This is a genomic window from Blastocatellia bacterium (assembly GCA_025055075.1).
Lineage (GTDB): Bacteria > Acidobacteriota > Blastocatellia > HR10 > HR10 > HR10.
Genome location: JANWYV010000054.1, coordinates 1 through 23,645, shown reverse-complemented (window position 1 = coordinate 23,645; position 23,645 = coordinate 1). Strand labels below are relative to the sequence as shown.

15 protein-coding genes and 1 tRNA gene are annotated in these 23,645 nt (G+C 59.9%); 10 read left to right on the top strand and 6 right to left on the bottom strand.

Annotated features, from left to right (window positions below):
* Positions 1–82: 82 nt before the first annotated feature.
* The 4 genes from NZ746_12510 to NZ746_12495 are packed head-to-tail and all read left to right on the top strand — an operon-like array spanning position 83 to position 9,337.
* Positions 83–3,568 carry a PD-(D/E)XK nuclease family protein gene (locus NZ746_12510; protein MCS6818179.1) on the top strand — a complete coding sequence of 1,162 codons (3,486 nt, stop codon included), beginning with the start codon at positions 83–85 and terminating at the stop codon, positions 3,566–3,568.
* A complete protein-coding gene (locus NZ746_12505) occupies positions 3,565–7,278 on the top strand; it encodes a UvrD-helicase domain-containing protein (protein MCS6818178.1) in 3,714 nt (1,237 codons plus the stop codon). Before NZ746_12510 ends, NZ746_12505 begins: the two co-directional genes overlap by 4 nt.
* Positions 7,279–7,337: 59 nt before the next feature.
* Positions 7,338–8,291, top strand: a complete 954-nt coding sequence (locus NZ746_12500) for a VWA domain-containing protein (protein ID MCS6818177.1) — start codon at positions 7,338–7,340, stop codon at positions 8,289–8,291.
* Positions 8,292–8,296: 5 nt separating this feature from the next.
* A complete protein-coding gene (locus tag NZ746_12495; protein MCS6818176.1) occupies positions 8,297–9,337 on the top strand; it encodes a VWA domain-containing protein in 1,041 nt (346 codons plus the stop codon).
* A 4-nt stretch (positions 9,338–9,341) separates the two neighbouring features.
* On the opposite strand, the gene NZ746_12490 is transcribed toward NZ746_12495, so the two are convergent.
* From NZ746_12490 to NZ746_12465, 6 genes are all read right to left on the bottom strand, one after another.
* Positions 9,342–9,758, bottom strand: a complete 417-nt coding sequence (locus NZ746_12490; GenBank protein MCS6818175.1) for a F0F1 ATP synthase subunit epsilon — start codon at positions 9,756–9,758, stop codon at positions 9,342–9,344.
* Between the two features lie 10 nt (positions 9,759–9,768).
* The gene (gene atpD, locus NZ746_12485) at positions 9,769–11,205 is read right to left on the bottom strand and encodes a F0F1 ATP synthase subunit beta (GenBank protein MCS6818174.1); all 1,437 of its coding nucleotides are present in this window, start codon (positions 11,203–11,205) and stop codon (positions 9,769–9,771) included.
* A gap of 180 nt (positions 11,206–11,385) precedes the next feature.
* A tRNA-Arg gene (locus NZ746_12480) sits at positions 11,386–11,462 on the bottom strand.
* Positions 11,463–11,559: 97 nt separating this feature from the next.
* Positions 11,560–12,363 carry a 3-deoxy-manno-octulosonate cytidylyltransferase gene (gene kdsB, locus NZ746_12475; protein ID MCS6818173.1) on the bottom strand — a complete coding sequence of 268 codons (804 nt, stop codon included), beginning with the start codon at positions 12,361–12,363 and terminating at the stop codon, positions 11,560–11,562.
* A gap of 245 nt (positions 12,364–12,608) precedes the next feature.
* A complete protein-coding gene (locus NZ746_12470) occupies positions 12,609–13,325 on the bottom strand; it encodes a molecular chaperone TorD family protein (protein MCS6818172.1) in 717 nt (238 codons plus the stop codon).
* Between the two features lie 126 nt (positions 13,326–13,451).
* Positions 13,452–14,195, bottom strand: a complete 744-nt coding sequence (locus NZ746_12465) for a hypothetical protein (GenBank protein ID MCS6818171.1) — start codon at positions 14,193–14,195, stop codon at positions 13,452–13,454.
* Positions 14,196–14,917: 722 nt separating this feature from the next.
* On the opposite strand from NZ746_12465, the gene NZ746_12460 reads away from it, so the two are divergent.
* The 6 genes from NZ746_12460 to NZ746_12435 form a co-directional block, all read left to right on the top strand.
* Entirely contained in the window at positions 14,918–16,360 is a 1,443-nt protein-coding gene (locus NZ746_12460) for an ATP-binding protein (protein ID MCS6818170.1), read from the top strand.
* An 8-nt stretch (positions 16,361–16,368) separates the two neighbouring features.
* Positions 16,369–17,010, top strand: coding sequence for a response regulator transcription factor (locus tag NZ746_12455; GenBank protein ID MCS6818169.1), 642 nt, complete (start codon positions 16,369–16,371; stop codon positions 17,008–17,010).
* A 283-nt stretch (positions 17,011–17,293) separates the two neighbouring features.
* On the top strand, positions 17,294–18,466 hold the full coding sequence (locus NZ746_12450) for a TolC family protein (protein ID MCS6818168.1): 1,173 nt from the start codon (positions 17,294–17,296) through the stop codon (positions 18,464–18,466).
* 56 nt (positions 18,467–18,522) lie between these two features.
* Entirely contained in the window at positions 18,523–19,617 is a 1,095-nt protein-coding gene (locus tag NZ746_12445) for an efflux RND transporter periplasmic adaptor subunit (protein ID MCS6818167.1), read from the top strand.
* Positions 19,618–19,627: 10 nt separating this feature from the next.
* Positions 19,628–22,744 carry a CusA/CzcA family heavy metal efflux RND transporter gene (locus NZ746_12440; protein ID MCS6818166.1) on the top strand — a complete coding sequence of 1,039 codons (3,117 nt, stop codon included), beginning with the start codon at positions 19,628–19,630 and terminating at the stop codon, positions 22,742–22,744.
* A gap of 224 nt (positions 22,745–22,968) precedes the next feature.
* Positions 22,969–23,645, top strand: a 677-nt coding sequence (locus NZ746_12435) for a hypothetical protein (protein ID MCS6818165.1), incomplete at its 3' end; no start/stop codon positions are given.

Genomic DNA, 23,645 nt, shown 5'->3' with positions numbered 1-23,645 from the left:
AGGCGAGAATGCCAACGGTTGGGCATCGCGTCGGATTCGCGGTACAATGAGGGGGCAGAGCTGCGTCGAAAGGGAGAAGGCTGTGGGCCGCATCGAGATCTGGTTCGAACCGGTTTTGGGAAAGAACCGAGAGATCTTCGTCTCCCATTGCCAGGATGCGTTGCGGGCCGGGCACGACCGGACATTCCTCTATCTCGTGGCGACGCGTCCGCTCTGGGAGGACGTCGTGCGTCGGATCGTGGACGGCGAGCGTGTGACAGCTTGTGGAGAGCTGCGCGTGTTTCTCTTCGACGGCTTCGTGCGGCGATTCCTTCAGGAGGGCCGACAAACTCCCCTGTTCCTCGAGGAAGGAGAGCGCGGCGTCATCGTCGAGCGTTTGCTCGCGGAACTGAACGCTCGGGGAATGCTCCGGCACGTTCGGGAGATCGCCCATTTGCCAGGCTGTGCTCGTTCGATCGCGCGATTGCTCGGCGAACTCCAGCGCGCGGATATGTCGGCGGAGGATTTCGCCGAATTCGCCTCGCGAACGGCTCTCACCGATGCTCGCGATCATGATGTGGCGACAATTTACACCGCGTACGCGCGCGTGCTGAATGATATTGTCGCTCTCGATCCGGATGGCGCGTATCGCAGCGTCTTGGAGATCTTCCGCCGACGTCCGGATCTCCCCCCTTGGCTGCGGGAGACGCGCGTGCTCTTGATCGAGGGCTTCTTCGACTTCACCCCCGTTCAGAAGACGCTGTTGCGGTATTTGATCGAGCGCATCCCGAAGACCATGGTGAGCCTGGTCTTCGATCCGGAGAATCCGTCCGTCTTTCAGGAGCCGCTCGCCGCTACGCTTCAGTTCTTTCACTCGTTCGGCGAGCGCGCCATCACGCTGCAAAGGACGGAGACGCTCTCCTACGATGTGCGTCTTCGACCTTTGCGGCGACTCTTCGCCGATACGGGGGGGACGGGCGAGCGTGGGGAGCGGATCGTCGAGGGCGAGCCCCCAATCACGATCATCGCGGCGATGGGGTTTGCGGAAGAGGTCCGGGAGATCGCTCGCCTCATCAAGCGGCTCGTTCACGATGAGGGGTACCGGACGTCGGAGATCGCTGTGATCGCGCGCGACGTCGCATATCTGCGGGCACTCGGAGAAGAACTGCCGCGCTTGGGCATTCCCATTGCGCTCGATGTGCGAGAGCCGTTGACCGCCGTTCCCATCGTCAAGGCCGCGTTGCGCGTCCTGGAAGCGCGCGTGGAACGGGAGCGGGCCGCCGCGTATGCGGCGCTGCTCAAGAGCGACTATCTCCGTTCGTTCAGCTCATACGATCGCGATGCCCTCGAGAGCGCGATGCGCGCCGTGGGCGTGGACTTGAACATCCACGAGTTTCGGAAACGGGCGCGCGATCTTCGGCGGATCAAGGAGCACCAGGCGCAGACGCTCACGGCGCGAACGGTGGATCTGGAAGAAGTGCAACAGGAGCTGGCGCGGCTCCGGCGTGCGGAAGCTGCGCTGGAAGCGACGCTCGAAGCCGTGGATGGGATGCAGCGCGCGCTCGCGCACATCCCCGAGCGGGGGCAGGTTCCCGATTTCGTGGAGGGGTTCCGACGTGCGCTCGACGCCTTTGGACTGCGGGATCAGGTGCAGCGCGAGCTTCTCGAAGCCGGACGAGACGAGGAGGCCTGGCGACGGATCGCCCGCGATTTGCGAGGGTGGCAAGCCCTGGAGGAATGCTTGGATCGGCTTGTGCATCTCTGCGAGCGCGCCGATCGCGCGATCGCTGCGCATGGGATTCAGGGAGCACGCGAGGATAAGACCACGATCACTGCGGCGACTGTATTCCAACGGCCACTCGACGTGCGGGAATTTCGCGATCTCTTCGTGCATTGGATCGAGCAGGTGGAGTTTCGTCGGGAGCGCGGTGATCCTGCTGGCGTCCGCTTGTTGGAAGCCACGCAGGCGCGCGGCCTCGCCTTCCGCGTCGTCATTCTGCCGGGGTTGATCGAAGGGGGATTCCCTCGCGCACCCGAACACGATTGGATTTATTCGATGGCTGAACGAGAGCGACTGGCCGCCGCCGGTCTTTTCCTCGAAGACCTCTCGCCGCGTCGCTTCGAGGCCAAAGAAGCGCATTTCTTCTATCATGCCGTCGGTCAAGCGACCGAGCGCGTGTATTTGACCTATCCGCGCGCGGAGGCAACGGGCGAGGACACGGTCCCTTCGCCCTTCCTCGAGGAAGTGCGCGAAGTCTATGGAGAGGGCGAGGGGGGGATCTCGGCGATCCCGATTCGAGAGATAGATCCGACGACCTACGATGTGCGGGCCATCGCTTCGCTGGACGATGGGCGTCGAGCGCTTTTGGCGAGCGTTTATCAGACGACGCCGGATGATGCGCTGGTGCTTCACCTCTACAATGAAGCGCTTCGAGCCGGATGGGTGGATCAATCGCTCCTTCATCGGGCGGCGATCGAGCGTCGGCGAGAAGCAGGAGAGCCCGGACCATTCACCGGCGTCCTCACCGACGCCGTCGTGCGCCAGCATTTGCGTGGCCGATTCGGCCCGCGGCGCATCTATTCTCCGAGTCAGTTGAACACGTACGGTCAATGTCCGTTCCGATTCTTCGCGCAGCGCGTGCTGCGCTTGGAGAAACGCGAGGAGGCTTCGCTCGACCTTGTCGCCCTGGATCGCGGGTATTTGCTGCACGTCATCCTGCATGAGTTCTTCGAGCGGCATGGGCGAGGATCGCTCGCACCCGAGCGGCGCTACGAGTATCGCGAGGAGATGGCGCGCGTGGCCGAGCGCATTTTCTCGGAATACGAGCAGAAGGCGCTGCCGATCAATCGCGCGCTGTGGGAATTGGAGAAGGCGGAGCTTCTCGACACGTTGATTCAATTCCTGGACGCGGAGATCGCCTATCAACAGCGGACTGGTGGGCGCATGCGCCCATATTGGTTGGAACTCGGATTCGGCATAGAACCACAAGATCGGGACCGATGCCATCCCGACTCCCGGCGGGAGCCGCTCGTGCTGCGCCGCGCGAAGTCATCTTCGGAACATGGCCGCGCCATCGTCGAGGAAGATCGCCTTCAGATTCGCGGACGCATTGATCGCGTGGATCGGTCGGACGAGGGGCATTACATCGCCTACGACTACAAATCGGGAAGCGGGGCTTCCGCGGAGGAGATCGAAGAAGGCGTTGATTTGCAGCTCCCCCTTTATATCCTCGCGCTGGAGCGATTGTTCCTCCGGCCGGGCGAGGAGGTCGTCGGCGGGGGATATTACTCGATTCGTACGGGGAAGCGCACGCGCGGCCTCTATCGGCGGGAAGCGGTGGAGTTGACGGCCATCAGCGAGCGCGCACGTTCCTCGCTGCCGACGCCGGAATGGAGGGAGCGACTCGTCCGCGCCGAGCACTTCGCCTGGCAGTACGTCGAGGGGATGCGTCGCGGAGATTTTCGCGTCCAACCGAGAAGTACGCGCGTGTGCCAGCACTGCGAATTTCAGGCTGTGTGTCGCTTCGATCCCTATCGGGCGCACTTCGCGGTGAACGAGGGATCCTCCGCTTTTGAGGAACGGGAATGACTCGCGAGCATCTCACTCCCGATCAACGTCGCGCCGTGGAAACGCTCGGTCGGTCGCTCGTTGTGACAGCCGGACCAGGGGCTGGGAAGACGCGAGTGCTCGTCGAGCGCGTGCTGCGCATCCTCGAAGGCGGCCTCGCCAACATGGATGAGATCGTCGCCATTACGTTCACCAACAAAGCGGCCAATGAGATGAAGGCGAAGATTCGGCTCGCCTTGAGGGAGCGCATGCGACACACTCCCTCGCGGCGATGGCACGAAGCGAAGCGGCAGTTGGAGACAGCGGCGATCTCCACAATCCACGGATTCTGCGCCCGCTTATTGCGCGCGCATCCGATCGCTGCGCAAGTGGACCCGGAGTTCGTCATCCTCGACGAATTCCAAAGCCGCGTGCTCCTCATACGAGCCGTCGAGGAGGTCATCGAGGAAGGCATCGAGGCGCAAGATGCGATCCTCGGACGTTTGGTCATCGGATATTCGCGGCGCGGATTAATCGAAGCGGTTGCCGATCTCTATGCCATGGCGCGCGCCTTGGGCATGCACGTGGAACAGGTCCTCGCCCTGACCGAGAACAAGCGGCGCACACCGGCTGACTATCAAGCGATGGTCGAACGGCTCGAGGAGATCGTGAGAAGGCTCGAGGCACTCCCGAAGCCGACCGAGCGCATGGCTGCGCAGATCGCCGCCTTCGTCCGCACCTATCGGTTGTATGGACCGCTCCTGCGTCTGGAGCCGCGGATCGAAGACATCACTGTCTTGGAAGAGTGCATGCGGGCGCTGCGGGATGCGCGTATCGAGAAGCGCGGGCGCTTGAGTGAGCTGGCTGCGGAAGTGGAAGCTTGTTTGGAGGAGATCGAGCTGACGTTCTACGATGCGTGTGCGGGAGAGACGATCGCCGCGCTAGGTCGCCTCCTGCAGCGCGTGGACGAACGCTACGCGACCCTCAAACGCGAAGCGATCGGTCTCGATTATGAGGATCTGCAATGGAAAGCGCGCGAGTTGCTCCGCACGCAGGCCGCGATCGCGGACTCCGTCCGGCGAGAGATCAAGTTCCTCCTCGTGGACGAGTTCCAAGACACGAACGCCTTGCAGAAGGAGGTCCTCGATCTCTTGCGGGGAGGAGGAGATCGACCTCAGCTCTTCATCGTCGGCGATGCGAAGCAATCCATCTACAACTTCCGCGGAGCAGCGGTCGAAGTGTTTCTGAAAGCGCAGCGGGAGTTACAAGAGCAGGGAGGCGCGCACATCGAGTTGGAGCACAATTTTCGAAGCACAGCGAAACTCGTACACTTCTTCAACGCGTTCTTCGCTCGCCTCATGCACGTAGAGGAGGGGGCGTGGACGGCGGAGATGCTCGAAGCCTTAGGGCGAACGCCTTTCGTGGAGAGCGTGGCGCGGCGAGAAGGGCACGTGGCGGCGCCCGTCGAATTGCTTCTGGAAGTCGGCCCGCATGTCCGCACGGCGGAGGACGCGCGCCGATGGGAGGCTCAACGCCTGGCCGAACGCATCGTGCGCATGGTGGGCGAGGGCGAGCTGCTGGTGGGAGAAGAACAGGGAGACGGACGCGAGCGCGTGCGCGCGGTCCGCTACGGTGACATAGCGCTGCTCTTCCGCGCGATGACCGATGTGAAGGTTTACGAGCGGGCCTTGCGCGAGCGCGGCATCCCGTATTATGTGCTCGCCGGACGGGGCTTTTACGAGCGCGAGGAGATTCGCGACTTGCTCTCGCTGCTTCAGTTCCTCGAGAATGCGACGGACGAGATAGCTCTCGCGGCGACTCTGCGCTCGCCGCTCTTCGGTTTGTCGGATGAGGCGCTCTTCTGGCTGCGGCAGGCGGCGGAGGCATCGGGCGATGGATGGCTCGATCCCCATCCGCTCCTGACGAGCTTGCAGCATCACGAGCACGCGTGGGGGATCGCCGCCCAAGAACGTCCGCGCGTCGCCCGTGCCGCTGAGGTGCTCACCCGCCTCCTTCATCTGCGAGATCGGCTCTCTTTGGTCGAATTGCTTCAGGAGATCCTCGCACTCACGCAATTCGACGCCATTCAGGCGACGGCCTTCGATGGCCACCAGCGCGTGGCCAATATTCGAAAGCTCATCGAGCTGGCGCGCGAGTTCGAAGCCAGCGGGCCACGAACGCTCGATGAGTTCACGGCTTTCGTCCAGCAATTCGCCGAGATGGCCGAGGAGAGCGAAGCTCAAGTGACGACCGAGACCGCCGATGCCGTGCGGTTGATGACCGTGCATAAAGCGAAAGGCTTGGAATTCCCCGTCGTCATCCTCCCGGACTTGGGACGTCCCTTCCGCAAGGATGCTCCGCCCCTCATCTTCGATCGGGCCGCGGGCATCGGGATGAAGATCCCGGATCACCGAGGGCGACTTCACGATACGTGGTCGCGACGGCGCGTCCTCGAGGTCCTTCGACTTCGCGAACATTTCGAGCATCAGCGACTGCTCTTCGTCGCGATGACGCGCGCGCGGGATTATCTTGTCCTCTCCGGAGCGGCTGAGCGTCTCGTCGTTCAGGAAGAAGAGGCCGAAGCGGCGCCCATCCTTCCTGGGGCGAGCTGGCTCGAATGGATCGCACGCGTCTTAGGACTGCGGAGCATTGAAGGGCTTCCCGAGGAATATGAGTGGAACGGCGTGAAGATTCGAATCACTCTCGGCACAGGGGAAGCTTTGAAGAGGGAAGCGGGCGCCTCGAAGCCGCTGATTGCGCGTTATCCGCAGCTTGAGCGCGGCGAACCTGTTGCCTCCTCGCTTTTGCCTCCACTCTCTGATGACCAACGTGCGGCCATGGAACGCGTGCTGAGTCGTTTGGCCCCCGCTCTACGGGACATCGGCGGGAGTGTCTCGCCGATCGCCGTCACGCGCGTGCTCGCGTTCCACCGCTGTCCGCTTCAGTTCTATTTCGAGAGCGTCCTCAACCTCCCGGCGTGGGATGAGGTGGATGAGGCGAGGGAACCTTCACGAGAGATCGGACGAGTCCCTTCCACACTGCGCGGGCGTATCGTCCATCGCTTTTGTGAGGAATACGATGGGTCGGAGCCATGGGAGGCTACGCTCGATCGCCTCGTCGAGGAGATGGTCATTAGTGGAGCCTCCGCATCGAGCGGAGGATTGGCGGATGTCGCTCAGCTGGTGAACCAAGAGGCCGAGGCCTCGTGGGACGAACGCCTGCGCGTCTATCGGAAGAGGGTCAAAGAAGATGTGCGTCCACTTGTCGAAACCTACGTACGGAGCGATCTCTATCGCGCGATCGAGGCGATCCTGTGGGGGGAGAAGCCCGGACGTGTCGAGAGCGAGCGCGAGATCCTCTATCGCACGGCGTGGGGGATCGTGCGAGGGCGGTTGGATAAGCTGATCTGGACCGAGGATGAAGTGGCGTGGATCGTTGACTTCAAGACGAATCGCGCGGGCGGAGACCTCGGAGCGCTCGTCGAAGAGTACGCGCTGCAGATGCAGATCTACGCGCTCGCCGCGCAGCGCGCGTGGCGGCCGCGCGCGGTTCGCGCGGAGCTGTACTTTCTCGATCCCAATGTGCGTGTGCCCGTACCGGTGGAAGCGTTCGATGAAACGGCGACGCTGCTGGAGCGGTTGACCGAAGAGATCGCGCGGGCTCGAACGCTGGCGGACTTTCCAGCGCGCCCTGAGCCCGATCGGTGTCGGCGTTGTCCCTGCGCCGGTTTCTGTCCCGAACGCGCGGTCTGAGTGGTGCATCTCCTCAGTTTGACAGAAGCGCACGCACCCGCATAGAATGGGATTGTCCTATGAGCTGGTGGAAGCGATTGGTCAGCGCATTCGCCGTTCTCCTCGTTCTCGGCAATGGGAGTATTTTCTCTCAGCGCCCATCGCCCACGGTCACTCCGCTTCAGGAAGAAGTGCGGTTGGGCACAATCGGCGTCAACCTACCGGTCGCTGTCTACGATAAGGATGGCCGACTGGTGACAGACCTCACGATCGAGGATTTCGAAGTGCGCGAGGATGGCGTCCCACAGCGCATCCTCTCCTTCTCGAAGGAGAACGAGTTGCCGCTCAGCGTCGCTCTCGTCATGGACACGAGCAATAGCGTCCGTCCGAAGTTGAAGTTCGAGAAGGAAGCGACGATCGCGTTCCTCGATGGCATCATCCGTCCGAAGAAGGATCGCGCGCTCTTTGTCACCTTTGGGTCGGTGATTGAGCTGCATCAGGATTTCACCGACGATGTGGAGGATTTGAAAGCGGCGATCCAAGCGGTGAAGGCGGGTGGGGCGACGCCGCTCTACGATGCCCTCTATCGCGTGATCGAAGAGAAGATGACGACGGCGTCGGGACGTCGGGTCCTCGTCCTCATCTCCGATGGAGAGGATAATGCGAGCGAGCGCACGTTGGAGGAAGTCATCGAGTTGGCGCAACGCAATGAGGTCGTCATCTATGCCATCGGAACGGCACATGCCGGCGGCTTCGGCGTGACCATGGGCATGGTGGATGCCCCGGGAATGAAAGAGTTGCGGCGCATCGCTGAGGAGACGGGAGGACGCGCGTTCTTCCCTCAGAAAGTGCTCGATCTCGAACGCAATTTCTCCGACATCAGCGCGGAGTTGCGCAGCCAGTACTATCTCTTCTACGTCTCCAGCAACCAAGAGCGCGACGGACGATTCCGCAAGATCGAAGTGCGCATCCCCGGCCGCAAGGATCTGCGTGCGCGCACCAAGCGGGGATATAAGGCGCCGCAAGCTTCGTGAGCGAGATGTCAAATCGCCATCTCATCCCCATCCCTGAAAAGCGAAAGCGACGCCATCTCGCGATCGGTTTTCTCCTGATCGGCCTCGGACTCCCGATCTATCCTTTGTCGTTCGCGTGGGAGGGGAGAAATCGGGAAAACGCCTCGCGCGATCTCGGCGATCGCGTCGAACAGAAGCTCAAGCGGACGGATGCCGAAGAACCTGGCGAACAGGTGCATTTGAGCGCTCGGCTGGTCAACGTCTTCTTCACGGCTACTGATCGGCGTCACGCCATCGTCACCGATCTTCGGCGCGAAGAGGTGCGCGTCTTCGAAGACGGCCAGGAGCAGGAGGTTTTCACCTTCGTCCGTCAAACGGATTTGCCCCTGACGATCGCGCTGCTCATTGATGTCAGCGCGAGTCAGCAATACACCTTGCCGGAAGCAAAAGCAGCAGCCGCACAGTTCATCCGCTCTCTCGTACGCCCGGGCAAGGACGTCGTCGCTATCGTCATCTTCCGCGATGAAGTGTTCCTCATTGAGGATTTCACCTCAACGGTCTCGCGGCTGGAGGCTGCCTTGAACCGCGTGCGCTATACGCCGCCAACGGGACATGATCCGCGCTTCGGCGGTACGTCGCTCTACGATGCCATCTTGCTCACCTCGCGTGAACTTTTGGCTCAGCAGCCGGGACGTCGTACGATCCTCCTCCTCACCGATGGCGAAGATACGACGAGCCTGTATCGGCTCCAAGACGCTATTGCGGAGGCATTGCGTGCGGAGGTGACCATCTATGCCATCGGCATCGGCGATCGGTATCGGTTCGGGATCAACAGCGGCGTGCTTCGGCGGTTGACGCAAGAGACGGGAGGACGCGCTTATTTCCCGAAGAACACCAACGATCTCGCGCGCGCTTTCCGAGAGATCGAGACCGAATTACGGAGCCAATATTTGGTCGCTTATTATCCCTCCAATCCTAATCCCGATGGGCGATTTCGTCAGATCGAGATCCGCGTTCCGACGCGCAAGGGGCTTCACATTCGCCATCGGCGCGGCTATATCCTTTAGCGGGTCATTCCTCTTCGAGGCCCTTCCCGGCGACGCGCAGGCGCACGAGCGCCCGTTGTAGGCGAGCCTGAGCGCGCAGGAATTCGATCTCGCTCGTGCTTTGTCGCATCTCGCGCAAAGCGCGCTCGCGCGAACGGCGCGCGCGCTCGATGTCGATCTCTTCGGGACGCTCCGCCGTATCTGCCAGGACGGTCACCTTATCAGGAAGCACTTCCACATATCCTCCGCGCACGGCGAGCAGATGCCGTTCGTTGCCAATCCGGTAGCTCACGATCCCCGTCTGCAGCAAGCTCAGCAGATACGTGTGCTCGGGAAGAATGCCCAATTCTCCGCCGAGGCCGGGAACCGTGACCTCATCCACCCATTCTTCGAGCACCAGGCGTTCGGGCGTTACGACCTCCAGTTTGATCTTTCCCTTCATCGTCTCCGTCCTAGGCTGCAGCGCGGCGAATTCGCTCAGCCTTCTCGATGGCCTCTTCGATCGTGCCGACCATGTAGAAGGCCTGCTCGGGGAGATCGTCATGCTTGCCCTCGACGATCTCTTTGAATCCGCGAACTGTGTCCTCGACCTTCACGTATTTCCCCTTCAAGCCCGTGAATTGCTCGGCGACGAAGAACGGTTGGGAGAGGAACCGTTGGATCTTTCGCGCGCGCGCGACGATGAGCTTATCTTCCTCCGACAACTCGTCAATGCCGAGGATGGCGATGATGTCTTGCAGTTCCTTATACCGTTGCAGGATCGCCTTCACTTGCTGCGCCGTGCGATAGTGTTCTTCGCCGACGACGCGCGGGTCGAGGATGCGAGAGGTGGAGGCCAGTGGATCCACCGCCGGATAGATGCCCAGCTCAAAGATCTGACGCGAGAGAACGGTCGCGGCATCCAGGTGCGCGAAGGTCGTGGCTGGAGCCGGATCCGTGATGTCGTCGGCCGGAACGTAAATGGCTTGAACCGAGGTGATCGAGCCTCTCTTCGTCGAAGTGATGCGCTCTTGCAGCTCGCCCAGTTCCGTCGCCAAGTTCGGCTGATATCCGACGGCCGAGGGCATTCGACCCAAGAGCGCCGAGACCTCCGATCCCGCCTGCGTGAAGCGAAAGATGTTGTCAATGAACAAGAGCAAGTCTTGTCCCTCTTCATCGCGGAAGTATTCCGCGACGGAGAGCGCCGACAGAGCGACGCGCAAACGCGCGCCCGGAGGTTCGGTCATCTGTCCGTAGACGAGCACGGCCTTGCTGAGCACGCCCGATTCCTTCATCTCCAACCAGAGATCGTTCCCTTCGCGCGTGCGCTCGCCCGCCCCGCAGAAGACCGAGACGCCCCCATGATGCATGGCCACGTTATGGATCAGTTCCATGATGAGCACGGTCTTGCCGACGCCCGCGCCTCCGAAGAAACCGATCTTCCCCCCACGCAGGAAGGGCTGGATGAGATCAATGACCTTGATCCCCGTCTCGAACATCTGCAGCTCGGTGGATTGCTCCTCGAAACTCGGCGCCGGACGATGAATGGGGTAGTACTTGTCCGTGACAATAGGGCCGAGCTTATCCACCGGCTCTCCCACGACGTTGAGAACGCGACCGAGGGTGGCCGGCCCGACGGGCATCATGATCGGTTTGCCCGTATCATACGCTTTCATCCCGCGCACAAGCCCTTCGGTCGGCTTCATCGAAACGCACCTCACACGCCCTTCCCCCAGGTGTTGTTCGACTTCGACGATGATGTCGATCGGCTCGGGCACGTCGAAGCCTTCGCTCGTGATCCGAAGGGCGTTGTAGATCGGGGGAAGATGGTCCTCAAATTGCACATCTACGACGGTGCCGATGACCTGCACGACGCGGCCAACCTTCATCCCATTCGCTTCTTGGCTCATAGTCGGCATCCACCTCCTCCGAAAAGGGCACAAGTATAGCATATCGCTCATCGAGGAGCAAAAAGACCTCTTCTCTTCGGGGAGGAGTCTCACCGATAGAGTCCATCAGTCAGGTCAGTGCGCGTGTTGAGGATGAGAGGACGATCAAGATCAGCATTCTCCAATGGGGAACGATTTTGGTGGTGCACCCGGCAGGACTTGAACCTGCGACCTTCGGATTCGTAGTCCGACGCTCTATCCAACTGAGCTACGGGTGCACCCTCAGCACCCGTGCGCAAGAATACCACGACTTCCCCATTCTGTCCAGTCGCCTCTGCGGTTGCAGCCCCTCAGTGACTCCGCGGAGCTTCGGCCTCACCGTGTTGCGAGCAAGGCGCGCACGCGTTCTAAGTCCTCTGGCGTATCCACGCCCATAGAGCGCTCTGTGACGGGCACGACTTTGATTCGAACGCCATGTTCCAAAGCGCGGAGCTGCTCCAGTTGTTCAGCTTCTTCGAGAGGCGTTGGGGGCCAAGCCGCTAGGTGTTGCAGGAGCTCGCGCCGATAGACGTACAACCCCGTGTGTCGGCGATAAAGCCCAAGTAGCGAGGAATCGGCACGAAGCGCGGCTTCAAGCGAACCCGTTCGTCGAACGGCCTCGCGCGGCCATGGAATTGGCTGTCGGGAGAAATAGAGGGCGAATCCCTCGCGATCGGTGACGACCTTCACGACGTTCGGGTTCAGGACTTCTTCGATGCTCTCCACAGGCTCGCTGGTCGTCGCCATCAAGATATGGGGATCGGCGAGCACGGGATTGAGAGCCGCCGCGATCACCTCAGGCTTGATGAGCGGTTCATCCCCTTGGACATTGACGATGATCTCCGCCTCCAGATGGGCAGCGGCTTCGGCCACGCGTTCGGTCCCACTTCGATGGCGAGCAGAAGTCAGAAGCGCTTCTCCTCCGGCTCGTTGCACAACGTCAGCGATCCGCTCGTCGTCGGTCGCCACGAGAACGCGTTCGACGCCAGGGACGCACCGCGCCCGTTCGTATACGTGCAAGATCATCGGGCGCCCGCCGATCTCCAGAAGCGGTTTCCCGGGCAGCCGCTGCGAGGCGTACCGCGCCGGAATGATGACGACGATCCGCTCGCGTGCCACGTCGGGGAAGATAGGGGACATCTGGCAATGGGTCAAGATTGTGGACGCAGGCAATCTAAACAAGCGGCTATGGGGAGAACTCGAAGAGAATCGCTGCCCTGTCACGGGCGGACCTTGAGGATCTGCGTCACACACCCTTCGTCGCTCGATCAAGCGTGGATCGGGACCTTCGCCGCGTCCCGAATCGTATCGGGAAAAATAAAGCGGCAACAGCAGCGCGAACCTATCGGTGGCGTCCAGCGCGTGCTGCTGCAATCATGGAGGAGTCAATCGTCCTCCCGATCCATCGTCTCGGGCGCTTCGCTTTGCGCAAAGGGACCTGTTCCGCGGGCCAACTTTTCCCTCAACTCTTCGACATGTTTGAGATCGCTCTCAATGAATGTGGTCGTGACGTCGGCCAAGCTACTGTAGAAGAGATTGTTCGTTCCGCTCTTAATGGCTCGAGCGAAATCGGGAACCCAAGCGCTCAGATGTTGGTGCAAGAACGCTTGCTGATCGTCGAGTCGCTGCCGAAGCGCCTCGAAATTAGCATTTTGGTAGGCTTCTCGCTCCCTCCAGATTAGATAGCTCATGAACTCAAGCTCCACAGCGATATGATCCGGCAGATCTTTTTGCGTAGGATCGAATCTCACGCCCGCTCGTTGATACCGCTTAATCACGTCGAGGGTGGAATCGCCCATGAGCCTCCGATCGGGATCGAGATACACAGAGCCATAGGGCGGAGCCAGCAGCTTGAACGGACCGATGAAGAGTTTTGAGTAATCCACGAGCAGGTCCGTCTCGGTGTATTGAGATAAAGCAGCTTTCATCTGCTCGGCGAAACCGACGGCCTCACCGCACACTACCTTCAGCGAGGCGATCAAACCGTCCAGCAGATCGGGTTCCCGCAGTTCAGGCCCTGGCACGCAATAACAAGCCGAAAGCAGCCTGTAGACATCTTCCCGGCGACCTTCCGTTTCTAGAAACTTGTCGGGTGATTTCATTGGTGCCTCCTTTTGAGAATGCGGCACGAGCGTCCCCTCCTGTGCTCCGTTTTCATTCTTCGCAGCATGCGCGGAGCACGTGGGCGATTCGTCCGAAAATCCCTGTGAGCGTAACCCCCGGCGTGCTTATTGGCACGCAAAACCACGCCCGCCGGAAGCGGAAGCTGCCAAGTTTTCATTCTTTGCGGCATAGGCAGAGCACATGGGCACTCCCTTCCAAAATGTCCGACACGCTTCAGCTTGTCGTTGGCATCGCAAGCACGGCGCCGGCGACAACCTGAAGGTGTCGCCCATCATCTTAATTCCTCGATCATTCGATTGAAAGAGCTTCAGCTCACCAGTATACAAGCTGTCCGGCACCAGACACAGTCGCAATTGAGGAAAATCGCGCTTGATCTGGGTGGCCAAGCGGTAGAATGCTTTCAACTCGCAATCCTGACGGTCGGCTCCCTCTTCGTTGACTAACAGCTTGCTGCCGAGCGACACCACCAGCCCGTTAGCGCGGACAGTCTTGGCCTCCAGCACCGGAGGGGAGTAAACCCGCTGACCATTGCTGAGTCGTTGACTCAAGCAATGCTCACGATAAGGCTTGGCGAAATGGAGCATCCCAGTCCCATCCACGACCAGCAGCAAGTACCCGCTCGACTGTCGAAACTGATTCAACATCCACCGACACCGTAGCTGGTGGACCAGCTTCAGCCGTACCATGTGCAGATGCTGGGTCTGCAGCGACCGAAAAAAATAATCGACGTTATCGCCGTGTACAACCCGCGAGCAGTGAAAGAACAACGCTACATTGACCTCGAACTGATCGCAGCCTCGTTCTTCATTCCACTGTCGTCGGGAGCCCAGCTTCAACAGAAAGACCATCAGCCTGCTGGCGATCACCTCCCGAACCGTATACCGCGTCCAAGCGCGGGTCGCGCCAATCGGGAATCTGGATCCAGCCAGGCCAACACCTCTGGGAAAGAGTGATGCATGGTTTAGACCTGTGTAATTGTCGTGTTCGTACTCCCTTTGCGTGGTGATCCCATCTCTGGGAGCACGACATTCTCTCACATCGCGCCCACAGATGCGACAAAATATTTCTCTTCTCCTCATGATCCCTTCTCCTGTCTCATCCCCTGAACGCTTTCTTCGGGGCTATTGGTTAGCAGTGACAACGACTACTTCGTTCGGTAGTTGAGCACTTGGCGAGCGGGCTCAGGCAATAGGCCCGTCGCAGCATTTCTGTCTCGCCTTCGGCCCGCCGCTAGCCTTCGTCACGTTGCAAGCCCCGGCCTTCTGGCTGATCATGTAGACTTACAGATTGCAACTCTCTTTTCCAATCGGGTTTGATGTGCTCCTGATTGTGCGTCTGGAACGGCCATCATGAATGCTCGGGCGAATGTCGGCAGCTCCCAGTTTTCCCACGTCGTTGGACTGACAGTCTTCGGTATCGAGAAGACGATAGCCACTGGATTCCCGGTTGTGGTATTATTCGTCGCCGACGGTTCCGCAGTGGGTGATCGGCTTGTGGGCGCTTAGCCTGGGCGGAACGACGGCGGCAAAGAATAAAGGTGACATCAACCAATTCGGATGTGGTCTCCTCAATGAAGGGAATTCAACCCGGTAGGTTCCGCCGCTCAGCGATCCACTGGTTGTTTGGCACCATGGCGCTGGCGGGGCTTACCTTTGTTTGTTTTCGCTTCCAGGTCAATCCCACAACAGTCGCCCTTCTTTACCTAATTGTCATCGTGCTGGTCTCCCTCCGGAGCAGCTTTATTCCCTCGGCCTTTGTTTCCATCATCGCCTATTTATGCCTGGACTCGTTCTTTACTGCGCCGTTATTTCGCCCGGCGATGAATCAGCCGTTGGATGTGATTGCGCCACTTGCGTTCTTGTCTACCTCCTTTGTCATCACCCGCCTGATGTCGAAAGTCCATAAATCCTTCCAGGAGATTCAGGATTTAAAGGACCAACTACGGCTTCTCATTGACACAATTCCCGGACTGGTCTGGAGCAGTTTGCCGGACGGCTCGGTAGAGTTCCTCAACCAACGATGGCTGGACTATACGGGTCTCTCCCCGGAGCCGGGGCTGGATTGGGTCGAGAGGGTTGTTCATCCCGACGATCGTGCCCGCTTTGCCGATGAGTGGGGGGCCGCCCTGGCAACGGGGAACCCGTTGGAGACGGAGACGCGCTTGCGGCGGGCCGATGGAGAATATCGCTGGCTGCTGGTTCGTGCTGTGCCGCTGCGTGACAAGAACGGGAAGGTTCTTAAATGGTATGGGATTGGCACCGACATCGAGGACCGAAAGCGGGCTGAAGAGGCCCTGCGAAAGTCGCAATCGGAGCTGGCTTACGTCACGCGGGTAATGACGATGGGCGCATTGGCTGCCTCTATTGCCCACGAGATCAACCAACCGCTCGCGGCCATCGTGACCAACGCCAGTGCCTGCCTGCGCTGGCTCGCGGCTGATCCACCCAATCTCACCGAGGCCAGCGAGGCCGCCCGACGCATCATCCGCGATGGGAATCGCGCCAGCGAGGTCATCAGGGGGATCCGAGCGTTTCTCCGCAAAAGTGAAACCGTGAAGACGCGGCTCGACATTAACCAGCTCATTCAAGAAGTGGCCCATATGACCCGAAGTGAGGCCGAGAGGATCGGCGCGACGATTCGCCTGGAATTGGCCGCTGATCTCCCGCTCGTGTGGGGAGATCGGGTGCAATTACAACAGGTCATCCTCAATCTCGTCATCAATGGGATCGAATCCCTGGCCGCAGTGACCGAGCGTCCGCGACAAGTATATATCTCCTCTGGTTTATACGAATCTGACAAAGTCCTCGTCACGGTGCAAGATTCCGGGATTGGGATCCCTCAAGAGGAGTTGGAAAAGATCTTTGATGCATTTTATACCACCAAGCCGCAGGGTCTGGGGATGGGGCTGGCGATCAGTCGCTCCATTGTCGAAGATCATGGTGGGCGGCTCTGGGCCGTCCCGAATGATGGTCCTGGTGCAACCTTTCAGTTTACTCTTCCGAAACACGAGTAGGAGCGATCATGCCGGAGCCAGATGCAATTGTGTTTGTCGTGGACGACGACGAATCTGTCCGTGAGTCGTTGGAAAGTCTAATTCGGTCGGCGGGCCTTAAAGTCCAGACGTTTGCCTCGGCACAACAATTCTTGGCGAGCCCGCGAGCTGACGTCCCGAGCTGCTTGGTGCTGGATGTGCAACTACCTGGGCTCAGTGGACTCGATTTTCAGCAGCAGCTGGCGGCGAGCGGCCTCGAGATTCCCATTGTTTTTATCACTGGGCATGGTGACATTCCGATGTCGGTGCGAGCCATGAAAGCCGGAGCCGTTGATTTTCTTCCCAAACCGTTCTCTGACCAGGCCCTTTTGAACGCAATTGAGCAGGCACTGGAACGCGACCGGGTCGCGCGGCAGCAGCGCGCGGAAAGGATGGAGTTGCGCCGCCGATATGAAACCCTGACGCCGCGCGAGCGAGAAGTGATGGCTAAAGTCGTGGCAGGGCGGCTTAACAAACAAATCGCCGTGGAACTCGGCATTAGCGAGATCACCGTCAAAGTCCATCGCGCTCAGGTGATGAAAAAGATGCGAGCGACATCGTTGGCGGAATTGGTCAGGATGTCGGAGAAGTTGGGGATCGCTCGCACACAAGCGGAACTCCACGTACTCTGAGCATACCTATACCAACGTATAATAGACTTCTTGTTTGAGCCCTTGCTATAAGGTTCCACTAGAAATTCACTGATTCGGGAGAGAGTGGATGAAACGTGTTCTATTCGCCTCGAGCCGGCGTTGCCGCGGAACTCCTCGAGAGGAAAGGGGCGCTGGGAAAATTGCCAAATGGCGGCAATGCTTATGGACTGCGAGTTTAGTCTCCGCGTTTCTTCTTATCGGCGTCAGCGATCGGGTCGTCGCGCAATCTCACCGACCCACAGCCATCACTATTGAGCAGGCTGTGCAGGAGGCCATTGAAAATAACCTTAGTTTGCTCGCTGAACGCTACAACTTGAGTATCGCTGAGGCAAAGATGATCACCGCCCGGCTGCGCCCCAATCCGGTCGTTAGCATGGGCGGCGATCATCTCGACTGGTTGGGCACAGGATTTAACGAGCAGAATGGTGCGGGGCCTCCCGAATACTTCATCCGCACGGATTTCTTGATTGAGCGTGGCGGCAAGCGGCGGAGCCGCATTGAGGTGGCTGAACAGGCGCGGGAAGTTGCTCGCTGGCAACTTCTCAACGCGACGCGCACGATTGTGCTAGAGGTACAGATGGCCTTTGTTGACGTGCTGCTAGCTAAATCCAATCTGGCGCTGGCCGAGGAGAACCTGAGATTATTCAACCAGATCGTGCAAGTCAATGCGGCACGAGTGAACGCCGGTGATCTGGCGCCGGTCGAACTGACGCGGACGAGGCTCGCGGCACTGCAACTCCAGAATGCTGTGATGCAGGCGCAGTCGCGGTTGCGTCTGGCGCGACAACGACTGCAGGGGCTCATGGGGCGCACCGTCCTGTCAGAGACATTCGACGTCATCGGCGAGCTGCGCCGTGATTTAGTGCCCGTTTCTCTGGAGGTGATTGAGCAGCAAGCGTTGAATCTGCGTCCTGATCTACAGGCGCTCAAGCGCGAGCAGGCGCGGGCACTCGCCGAAGTGCGGTTGCAACTGGCGTACGGCAAGGCGGATTATAGCTTCGGCATAGAGGTTCGACGGCAGCAGGGAATCGCGGGCAAGGGGAACTCGATCGGTGTCTTTTTCAGCCTCCCGCTCCCGATCTTCAATCGCAACCAGGGGGAGATCGAGCGCGCGCGCCAGGAACTAGCCCAGATCGAGGCGCGCCTACGGGCGCTGGAAGCAGACATTCGCAATGAAGTGCGCTCGGCCTTTCAGCAGTGTGAGACCGCACGGTCCTTGCTCACAACCATTGAGGCCGATATGCTCCAGCAAGCGCGTCAGGTGCTCCGGACGATGGAATATTCGTATCGGCGCGGCGAGGCCAGTTTCGTGGAATTATTGGACGCGCAGCGCGCCTTCAATGACACCATGCAAAGCTACAACGAGGCTCGCGCCGAGTATGCGCGATGTCTCTACTTGATTGACTCGATCTCTGGAAAGGGGCTGAATCAGTGAACAAGGCGGGATTGCTTTTAGCGTGTCTCGTCCTTTTGGCAGGATGCGGAAGCCAGATGAAGCGGACCGATTCCTCACCCTCGGCCTCTGCGCCTGGTTCGTCATCGGGATTAGTCATCATCCCGGCTGACTCTCCCAAGTTGGCGCAGATTCGGGTGGAGGCGGTCAAGCTGGCCGATCTGCCGGTCAACGAAGTCGTGGCTCCTGGCAAAGTCGAGGTCAATCCCAATCGGGTCTCTCGCCTTCCGTTGCCCGTGCCGGGTCGCATTTCGGAGGTGTTGATCAAGCTTGGGGACGCCGTCTCAGCCGGCCAACCGCTCCTCACTATTGAAAGCCCCGAAGTGGACGCTGCGCAATCGGCCTATGTGCAAGCTGAGGCGGCGCTGACGCAGGCCAAGGCCGCACTGGTGAAAGCGCAAGCTGATTATGATCGCGTGAGAGACCTTTACGAGCATGATGCAGTCGCCAAAAAAGATGTACTCAATGCGGAAAGCGCGCTCATCCAAGCCAAAGCCGCTGTCGAGCAGGCCAAGGCCGCAAAGGAGCAGGCGCTGCGCCGACTCAAGCTCCTCGGTGTGACGCCTGGCGACTTCAGACAGCCCCTCGTTGTACGTGCACCGCTCTCGGGTAAGGTGCTCGAGATTAATGTCGTAGCCGGCGAATATCGCAACGATACCACGGCGCCGGTCCTGACCATTGCCGACTTGAGGACCGTTTGGGTGGCTGCCAATGTGCCAGAAAATTCGATTCGCTTGATCCAGATTGGCAAGCAGGTGGAGATCACCTTGGACGCATACCCCGGAGAGGTCTTTCACGGGCGCGTTGCGCGCCTGGGTGACACGCTCGATCCGCAAACCCGCACTGTGAAAGTGTTCGTCGAGTTGGAGAATGCGCAAGGTCGGTTCCGACCCGAAATGTTTGCCCGCCTCCGTTATTGGGAATCAGTGCAACAGATGCCGGTGCTGCCGGTCGGTGCCGTCCTGCAAGACGACGGACAGAGTGTGATCTTCGTGGAGCAAAGTCAGGGCCGGTTTGAGCGAAGAGAGGTAGTCATCGGAACTCGCGTCGGAGCCATGATCGCAATTGTACGTGGTGTGTCCCCCGGGGAGCGCGTGGTAGTGGACGGCACCGTGTTGCTGAGGAATCCATGAGGAGGTAATTGTGGCTGCGACACTGCTCCGTTTTGCCTTGCAGCAAAGGTTTTTGATCTTCTGCCTGGGCGTGGCCCTGGTGGGACTGGGTATCTATGTCTTCACTCAACTTAAAGTTGAAGCCTATCCCGACATTTCCGACACGCAGGTGGTTGTAATCACGCTTTATCCTGGGTATGCGGCGGAGGAAGTCGAGCAGCAGGTCACTATACCGATTGAGCGTGCGCTCAACAATGTGCCGAACGTGATCGCCCGCCGCTCGCGGACGATCTTCGGGTTGTCGGTGGTGGAGCTGACGTTTGCTGATGGCACGGATGATTATTTCGCTCGGCAAGCAGTGCTGGAAAAGCTACGCGACGCCGCGTTGCCCGATGGTGTGACTCCCCAGTTGGGGCCGCTCACTTCCGGCATCGGCGAGATATTCCGCTATGAGTTGGTCGGCGCCGGCTACGATGCCATGCGCTTGCGCGAGATCCAGGACTGGATAGTTGTTCCGCGACTCTTGCAAGTGCCCGGTGTAGCTGACGTCGTAACATTCGGGGGGCTGGTCAAGCAGTACCAGATCGAAGTGGACCCGCTGGCACTGGAAAAATACCGGCTCACAATCAGCCAGATCGCTCAAGCCATCAACGCCAACAATCGAAATGCAGGCGGGGCCATGCTCGATAATCAGCAGCAAGCGATGGTCATTCGCGGCATGGGCTTGATCCAATCAGCCGCCGACATTGAGAACATCGTGCTGAGTTCCCCCGACGGCGCACCGATCTTCATTCGGGATGTGGGTCGCGTCAGGATCGGCGCGGCGACGCCCACCGGCATTTTCGGCCTCAACGGCCAATCGGGCGGCGTCGAGGGCATTATCATCATGCGGCGATGGGAAAATCCCAGCGAGGTGCTCCGGTCCGTGAAGAAGGCCATTGACGAGCTGAACGCGACGCGGCTGCCGGCTGGAGTGACGATCAGGCCGTTTTATGATCGGACGGATCTGGTCAACAACACGCTGCGCACGGTCTCGCGCACGTTGGCCGAAGGGCTGGTGATTGTGGTGGCAGTGCTCTTTTTCTTTCTGGGGAGTGCGAAGGCCGCGCTGCTGACGGCCTTGACGATTCCCCTGTCGCTGCTCTTTGCCTTCGTGTGCATGTACTTCGCCAGCATTCCGGCCAATCTACTCAGCCTGGGGGCGCTGGATTTCGGCATCATCGTGGATGGAACGCTGGTCATGGTTGAGCATATCGTCCGCAAACTCCAGGAGCGTCAGCGGGAGGGGGTGAGCGAAGAAGCCACGCGCACGGTTCACAATGCGGCACTGGACGTCGCGCGGCCTATTTTCTTCTCGCTGCTCATCATCATCTCGGCTTATGTCCCGCTGTTTACGATGGAGCGTGTGGAGCGCCGGCTATTCGGGCCGATGGCATTCACCGTCGCCAGCGCACTCCTGGGGTCGCTGATCCTGTCCTTGACGCTCGTTCCGGTGTTGGCTACCTACTTGTTCCGTCATGGCGCAAAAAGTTGGGAGAATCCCCTGTTTACGTGGTTCTCGGGCAAGTACGAACTCCTCATCCGCTTGTGTGTGCGGCGGGCCTGGATTGTGGTGGGCGTCGCCGTCGGCCTCGTGATTGGAGCGTTCGGGCTCGGGCTCTCCTTAGGCACCGAGTTTCTGCCTCAACTTGATGAGGGTGTGATCTGGATTCGCGCCAATCTCCCACCGGGCATCTCGCTGACCAAATCAGCGGAGCTGGCCGACCGGATGCGCGAGATCATCATGCAATCACCCGAAGTCAAAGACGTAATGTCGCAAAGTGGGCGCAACGACTCCGGCACTGATCCCTTTGGACCGAATCGGATCGAACTCCTGATCACCCTGCACCCCTACGATACCTGGCCCAAAGGAAAAACCAAGCGCGATCTGGTGGAGGAATTAGCGCGGTCCCTCCGAGCAGAGATCCCTGGCGCGACTTTCAACTTCACTCAACCGATCATTGATACGTCAACAGAGATGGCTACGGGCTCGTCGGCAGACCTGGCAGTGATCATCAGCGGACCGGACTTGAAGGAACTGCGGCGACTGGCGACGCAAACGCTTGAGCTGCTTAAGCAAGTGCGCGGCGCGGCGGATACGGCCATTGAACAGGAGGCCGAACAAGCTCAGCTCCGCATTCGCATTGACCGGCAGGCCGTGGCGCGCTACGGGATCAACGTGAGTGACGTCCAAGATGTCATCGAGCTAGCCATTGGCGGGCGCGCCGTCGGCAGCGTGTTTGAGGGAGAAAAGCGCTTTGACATCACGGTGCGATATCCACCTGAGGCGCGGGCGGACCCGACGGCGATCGGGAACATCTTACTGCCGACAGGGAACGGTGGGCGTGTGCCGCTCTCCCAGGTGGCTGACATTTCAACGGCGAACGGAGCCACTATCATCGCGCGGCGGGAGAATCAGCGGCAGATCACCGTCCGCACCAATATTCGAGGACGCGATCAAGGTGGGTTTGTGGCGGAAGCCCAACGCCGCTTCAGATCAGAGGTCAAGCTACCTCAGGGGTATCAGGTGACATGGGGTGGGATGTTTGAAAACCTGGAGCGGGCGCGACGGCGATTGAATATTATTTTGCCGGTCACTGTGGCCATCATCTTCGCATTACTTTTCTCCGCCTTCGGCTCATCCGCCTATGCCGGCTTGGTGCTGATGAGCGTGCCGTTCTCATTGGTCGGTGGGGTCGTCGCCCTTTATCTGCGCGGTATCAATATGAGCGTCTCGGCTGCGGTCGGCTTCATCTCGCTCTTTGGCGTGGCGGTCATGAGCGGCTTGCTCGTCGTGGCGGAAATCAACCGGCAGCGCTCCGAACACCGGCGCTCGCTGGAAGAAGCAATCATTCACGGTGCGGTGGCGCAGATGCGCCCCGTACTGATGATGATTTTAGTGGCGATGCTGGGTATGATCCCGGCGGCCCGGGCCACTGGAATTGGGTCGGACGTGCAGCGCCCGCTGGCGACGGTCGTGGTCGGCGGGTTGCTGTCGAGTTTATTCTTAACGCTGCTGGCGTTGCCGAGTCTCTATTACTTGATGGCGCGGCGCGAACGAAACCAGAATAGTGAGTCCTCGGACGAAGTTCGTCACCGGAGCAACTAGGTCACGCCGTGGCTCACTGACGGTCAGCTTGGGTCTTGGATGAGAGATGAATGAAGGAATGATACCGGCCGACCCATCATCTCTTCTCCGAAGCGCCATGTCGAAGGCACGCGGAAATTCGGCGAACTCTGTCCAGAAGTTGACTAAGGGATCGCCACTCTCTAGAATCGGCGTCAAATACTCGGTGAACTAAAGCGTGAAAGACGGAAGGAGCCTGTATTTTTATGAGGCGTTTCGGTTTCGTTGGCCTTGTGAATTGCGCCGTCATGATTGTGCTCTGCTGGAGCGGCGGCGCGATCGCTCAAACCACTCAAGCCACGCGCCGTGACCTGGCTGTGAAATTGAGGGAATTAGACGCGGCTTGGGAGCGAGCCCGGGACTCTGAAGAGGCGCGCGCGCGGGCTGTGCCGATGATCTCGCAGGCGGTGAGCACCTTTTTTCTGAATCGCTTCGCCGAGACGTGCCGCTCGGTCGCGCAAGCGATCTTCAAGCTCGAACAAGCGGGCACGCCGTCGGCAGAGCGGCAATGGGCCGATGCGCTGGTGATGCGCGGTCCGCGCCTGCTCGATCCGACGCAAGAAGCGGCACCGCGCTGGACGCTGCACACCGCGTATGCGACGCCACGCCTGGGACGTTCGCTACAAGTGCGCTGGTCATTGCTACAGCAGGATCGCACGGTGGCCACGGGCGTCATCGCGTCGCCGAATCCGCCGGTTGACTTCACCATGCCCATTCGTGGGCTCGGGCAAGGCGAGTACGCGATTCAGTTGCGCGTCATCGAGGGAACGACCGTTCATCGGGAGTGGAGAGAACCGTTGAGCCTCGTGCCGCGAGCGGCGAGTCGGCTGCGCGCGCTGGAAGCGCAGCTTCCGTCATTCCAGGGACGGGTGAACGATTTCGA

Bases quoted from the DNA above. Each gene is read 5' to 3' on its own strand.
- NZ746_12505 (MCS6818178.1), top strand. From the start codon at position 3,565: ATGACTCGCGAGCATCTCACTCCCGATCAACGTCGCGCCGTGGAAACG.
- NZ746_12490 (MCS6818175.1), bottom strand. From the start codon at position 9,758: ATGAAGGGAAAGATCAAACTGGAGGTCGTAACGCCCGAACGCCTGGTG.
- kdsB (MCS6818173.1), bottom strand. From the start codon at position 12,363: ATGTCCCCTATCTTCCCCGACGTGGCACGCGAGCGGATCGTCGTCATC.
- NZ746_12495 (MCS6818176.1), top strand. From the start codon at position 8,297: ATGTCAAATCGCCATCTCATCCCCATCCCTGAAAAGCGAAAGCGACGC.
- NZ746_12455 (MCS6818169.1), top strand. From the start codon at position 16,369: ATGCCGGAGCCAGATGCAATTGTGTTTGTCGTGGACGACGACGAATCT.
- atpD (MCS6818174.1), bottom strand. From the start codon at position 11,205: ATGAGCCAAGAAGCGAATGGGATGAAGGTTGGCCGCGTCGTGCAGGTC.
- NZ746_12445 (MCS6818167.1), top strand. From the start codon at position 18,523: ATGAAGCGGACCGATTCCTCACCCTCGGCCTCTGCGCCTGGTTCGTCA.
- NZ746_12460 (MCS6818170.1), top strand. From the start codon at position 14,918: ATGAAGGGAATTCAACCCGGTAGGTTCCGCCGCTCAGCGATCCACTGG.
- NZ746_12470 (MCS6818172.1), bottom strand. From the start codon at position 13,325: ATGAAATCACCCGACAAGTTTCTAGAAACGGAAGGTCGCCGGGAAGAT.
- NZ746_12500 (MCS6818177.1), top strand. From the start codon at position 7,338: ATGAGCTGGTGGAAGCGATTGGTCAGCGCATTCGCCGTTCTCCTCGTT.
- NZ746_12465 (MCS6818171.1), bottom strand. From the start codon at position 14,195: ATGGTCTTTCTGTTGAAGCTGGGCTCCCGACGACAGTGGAATGAAGAA.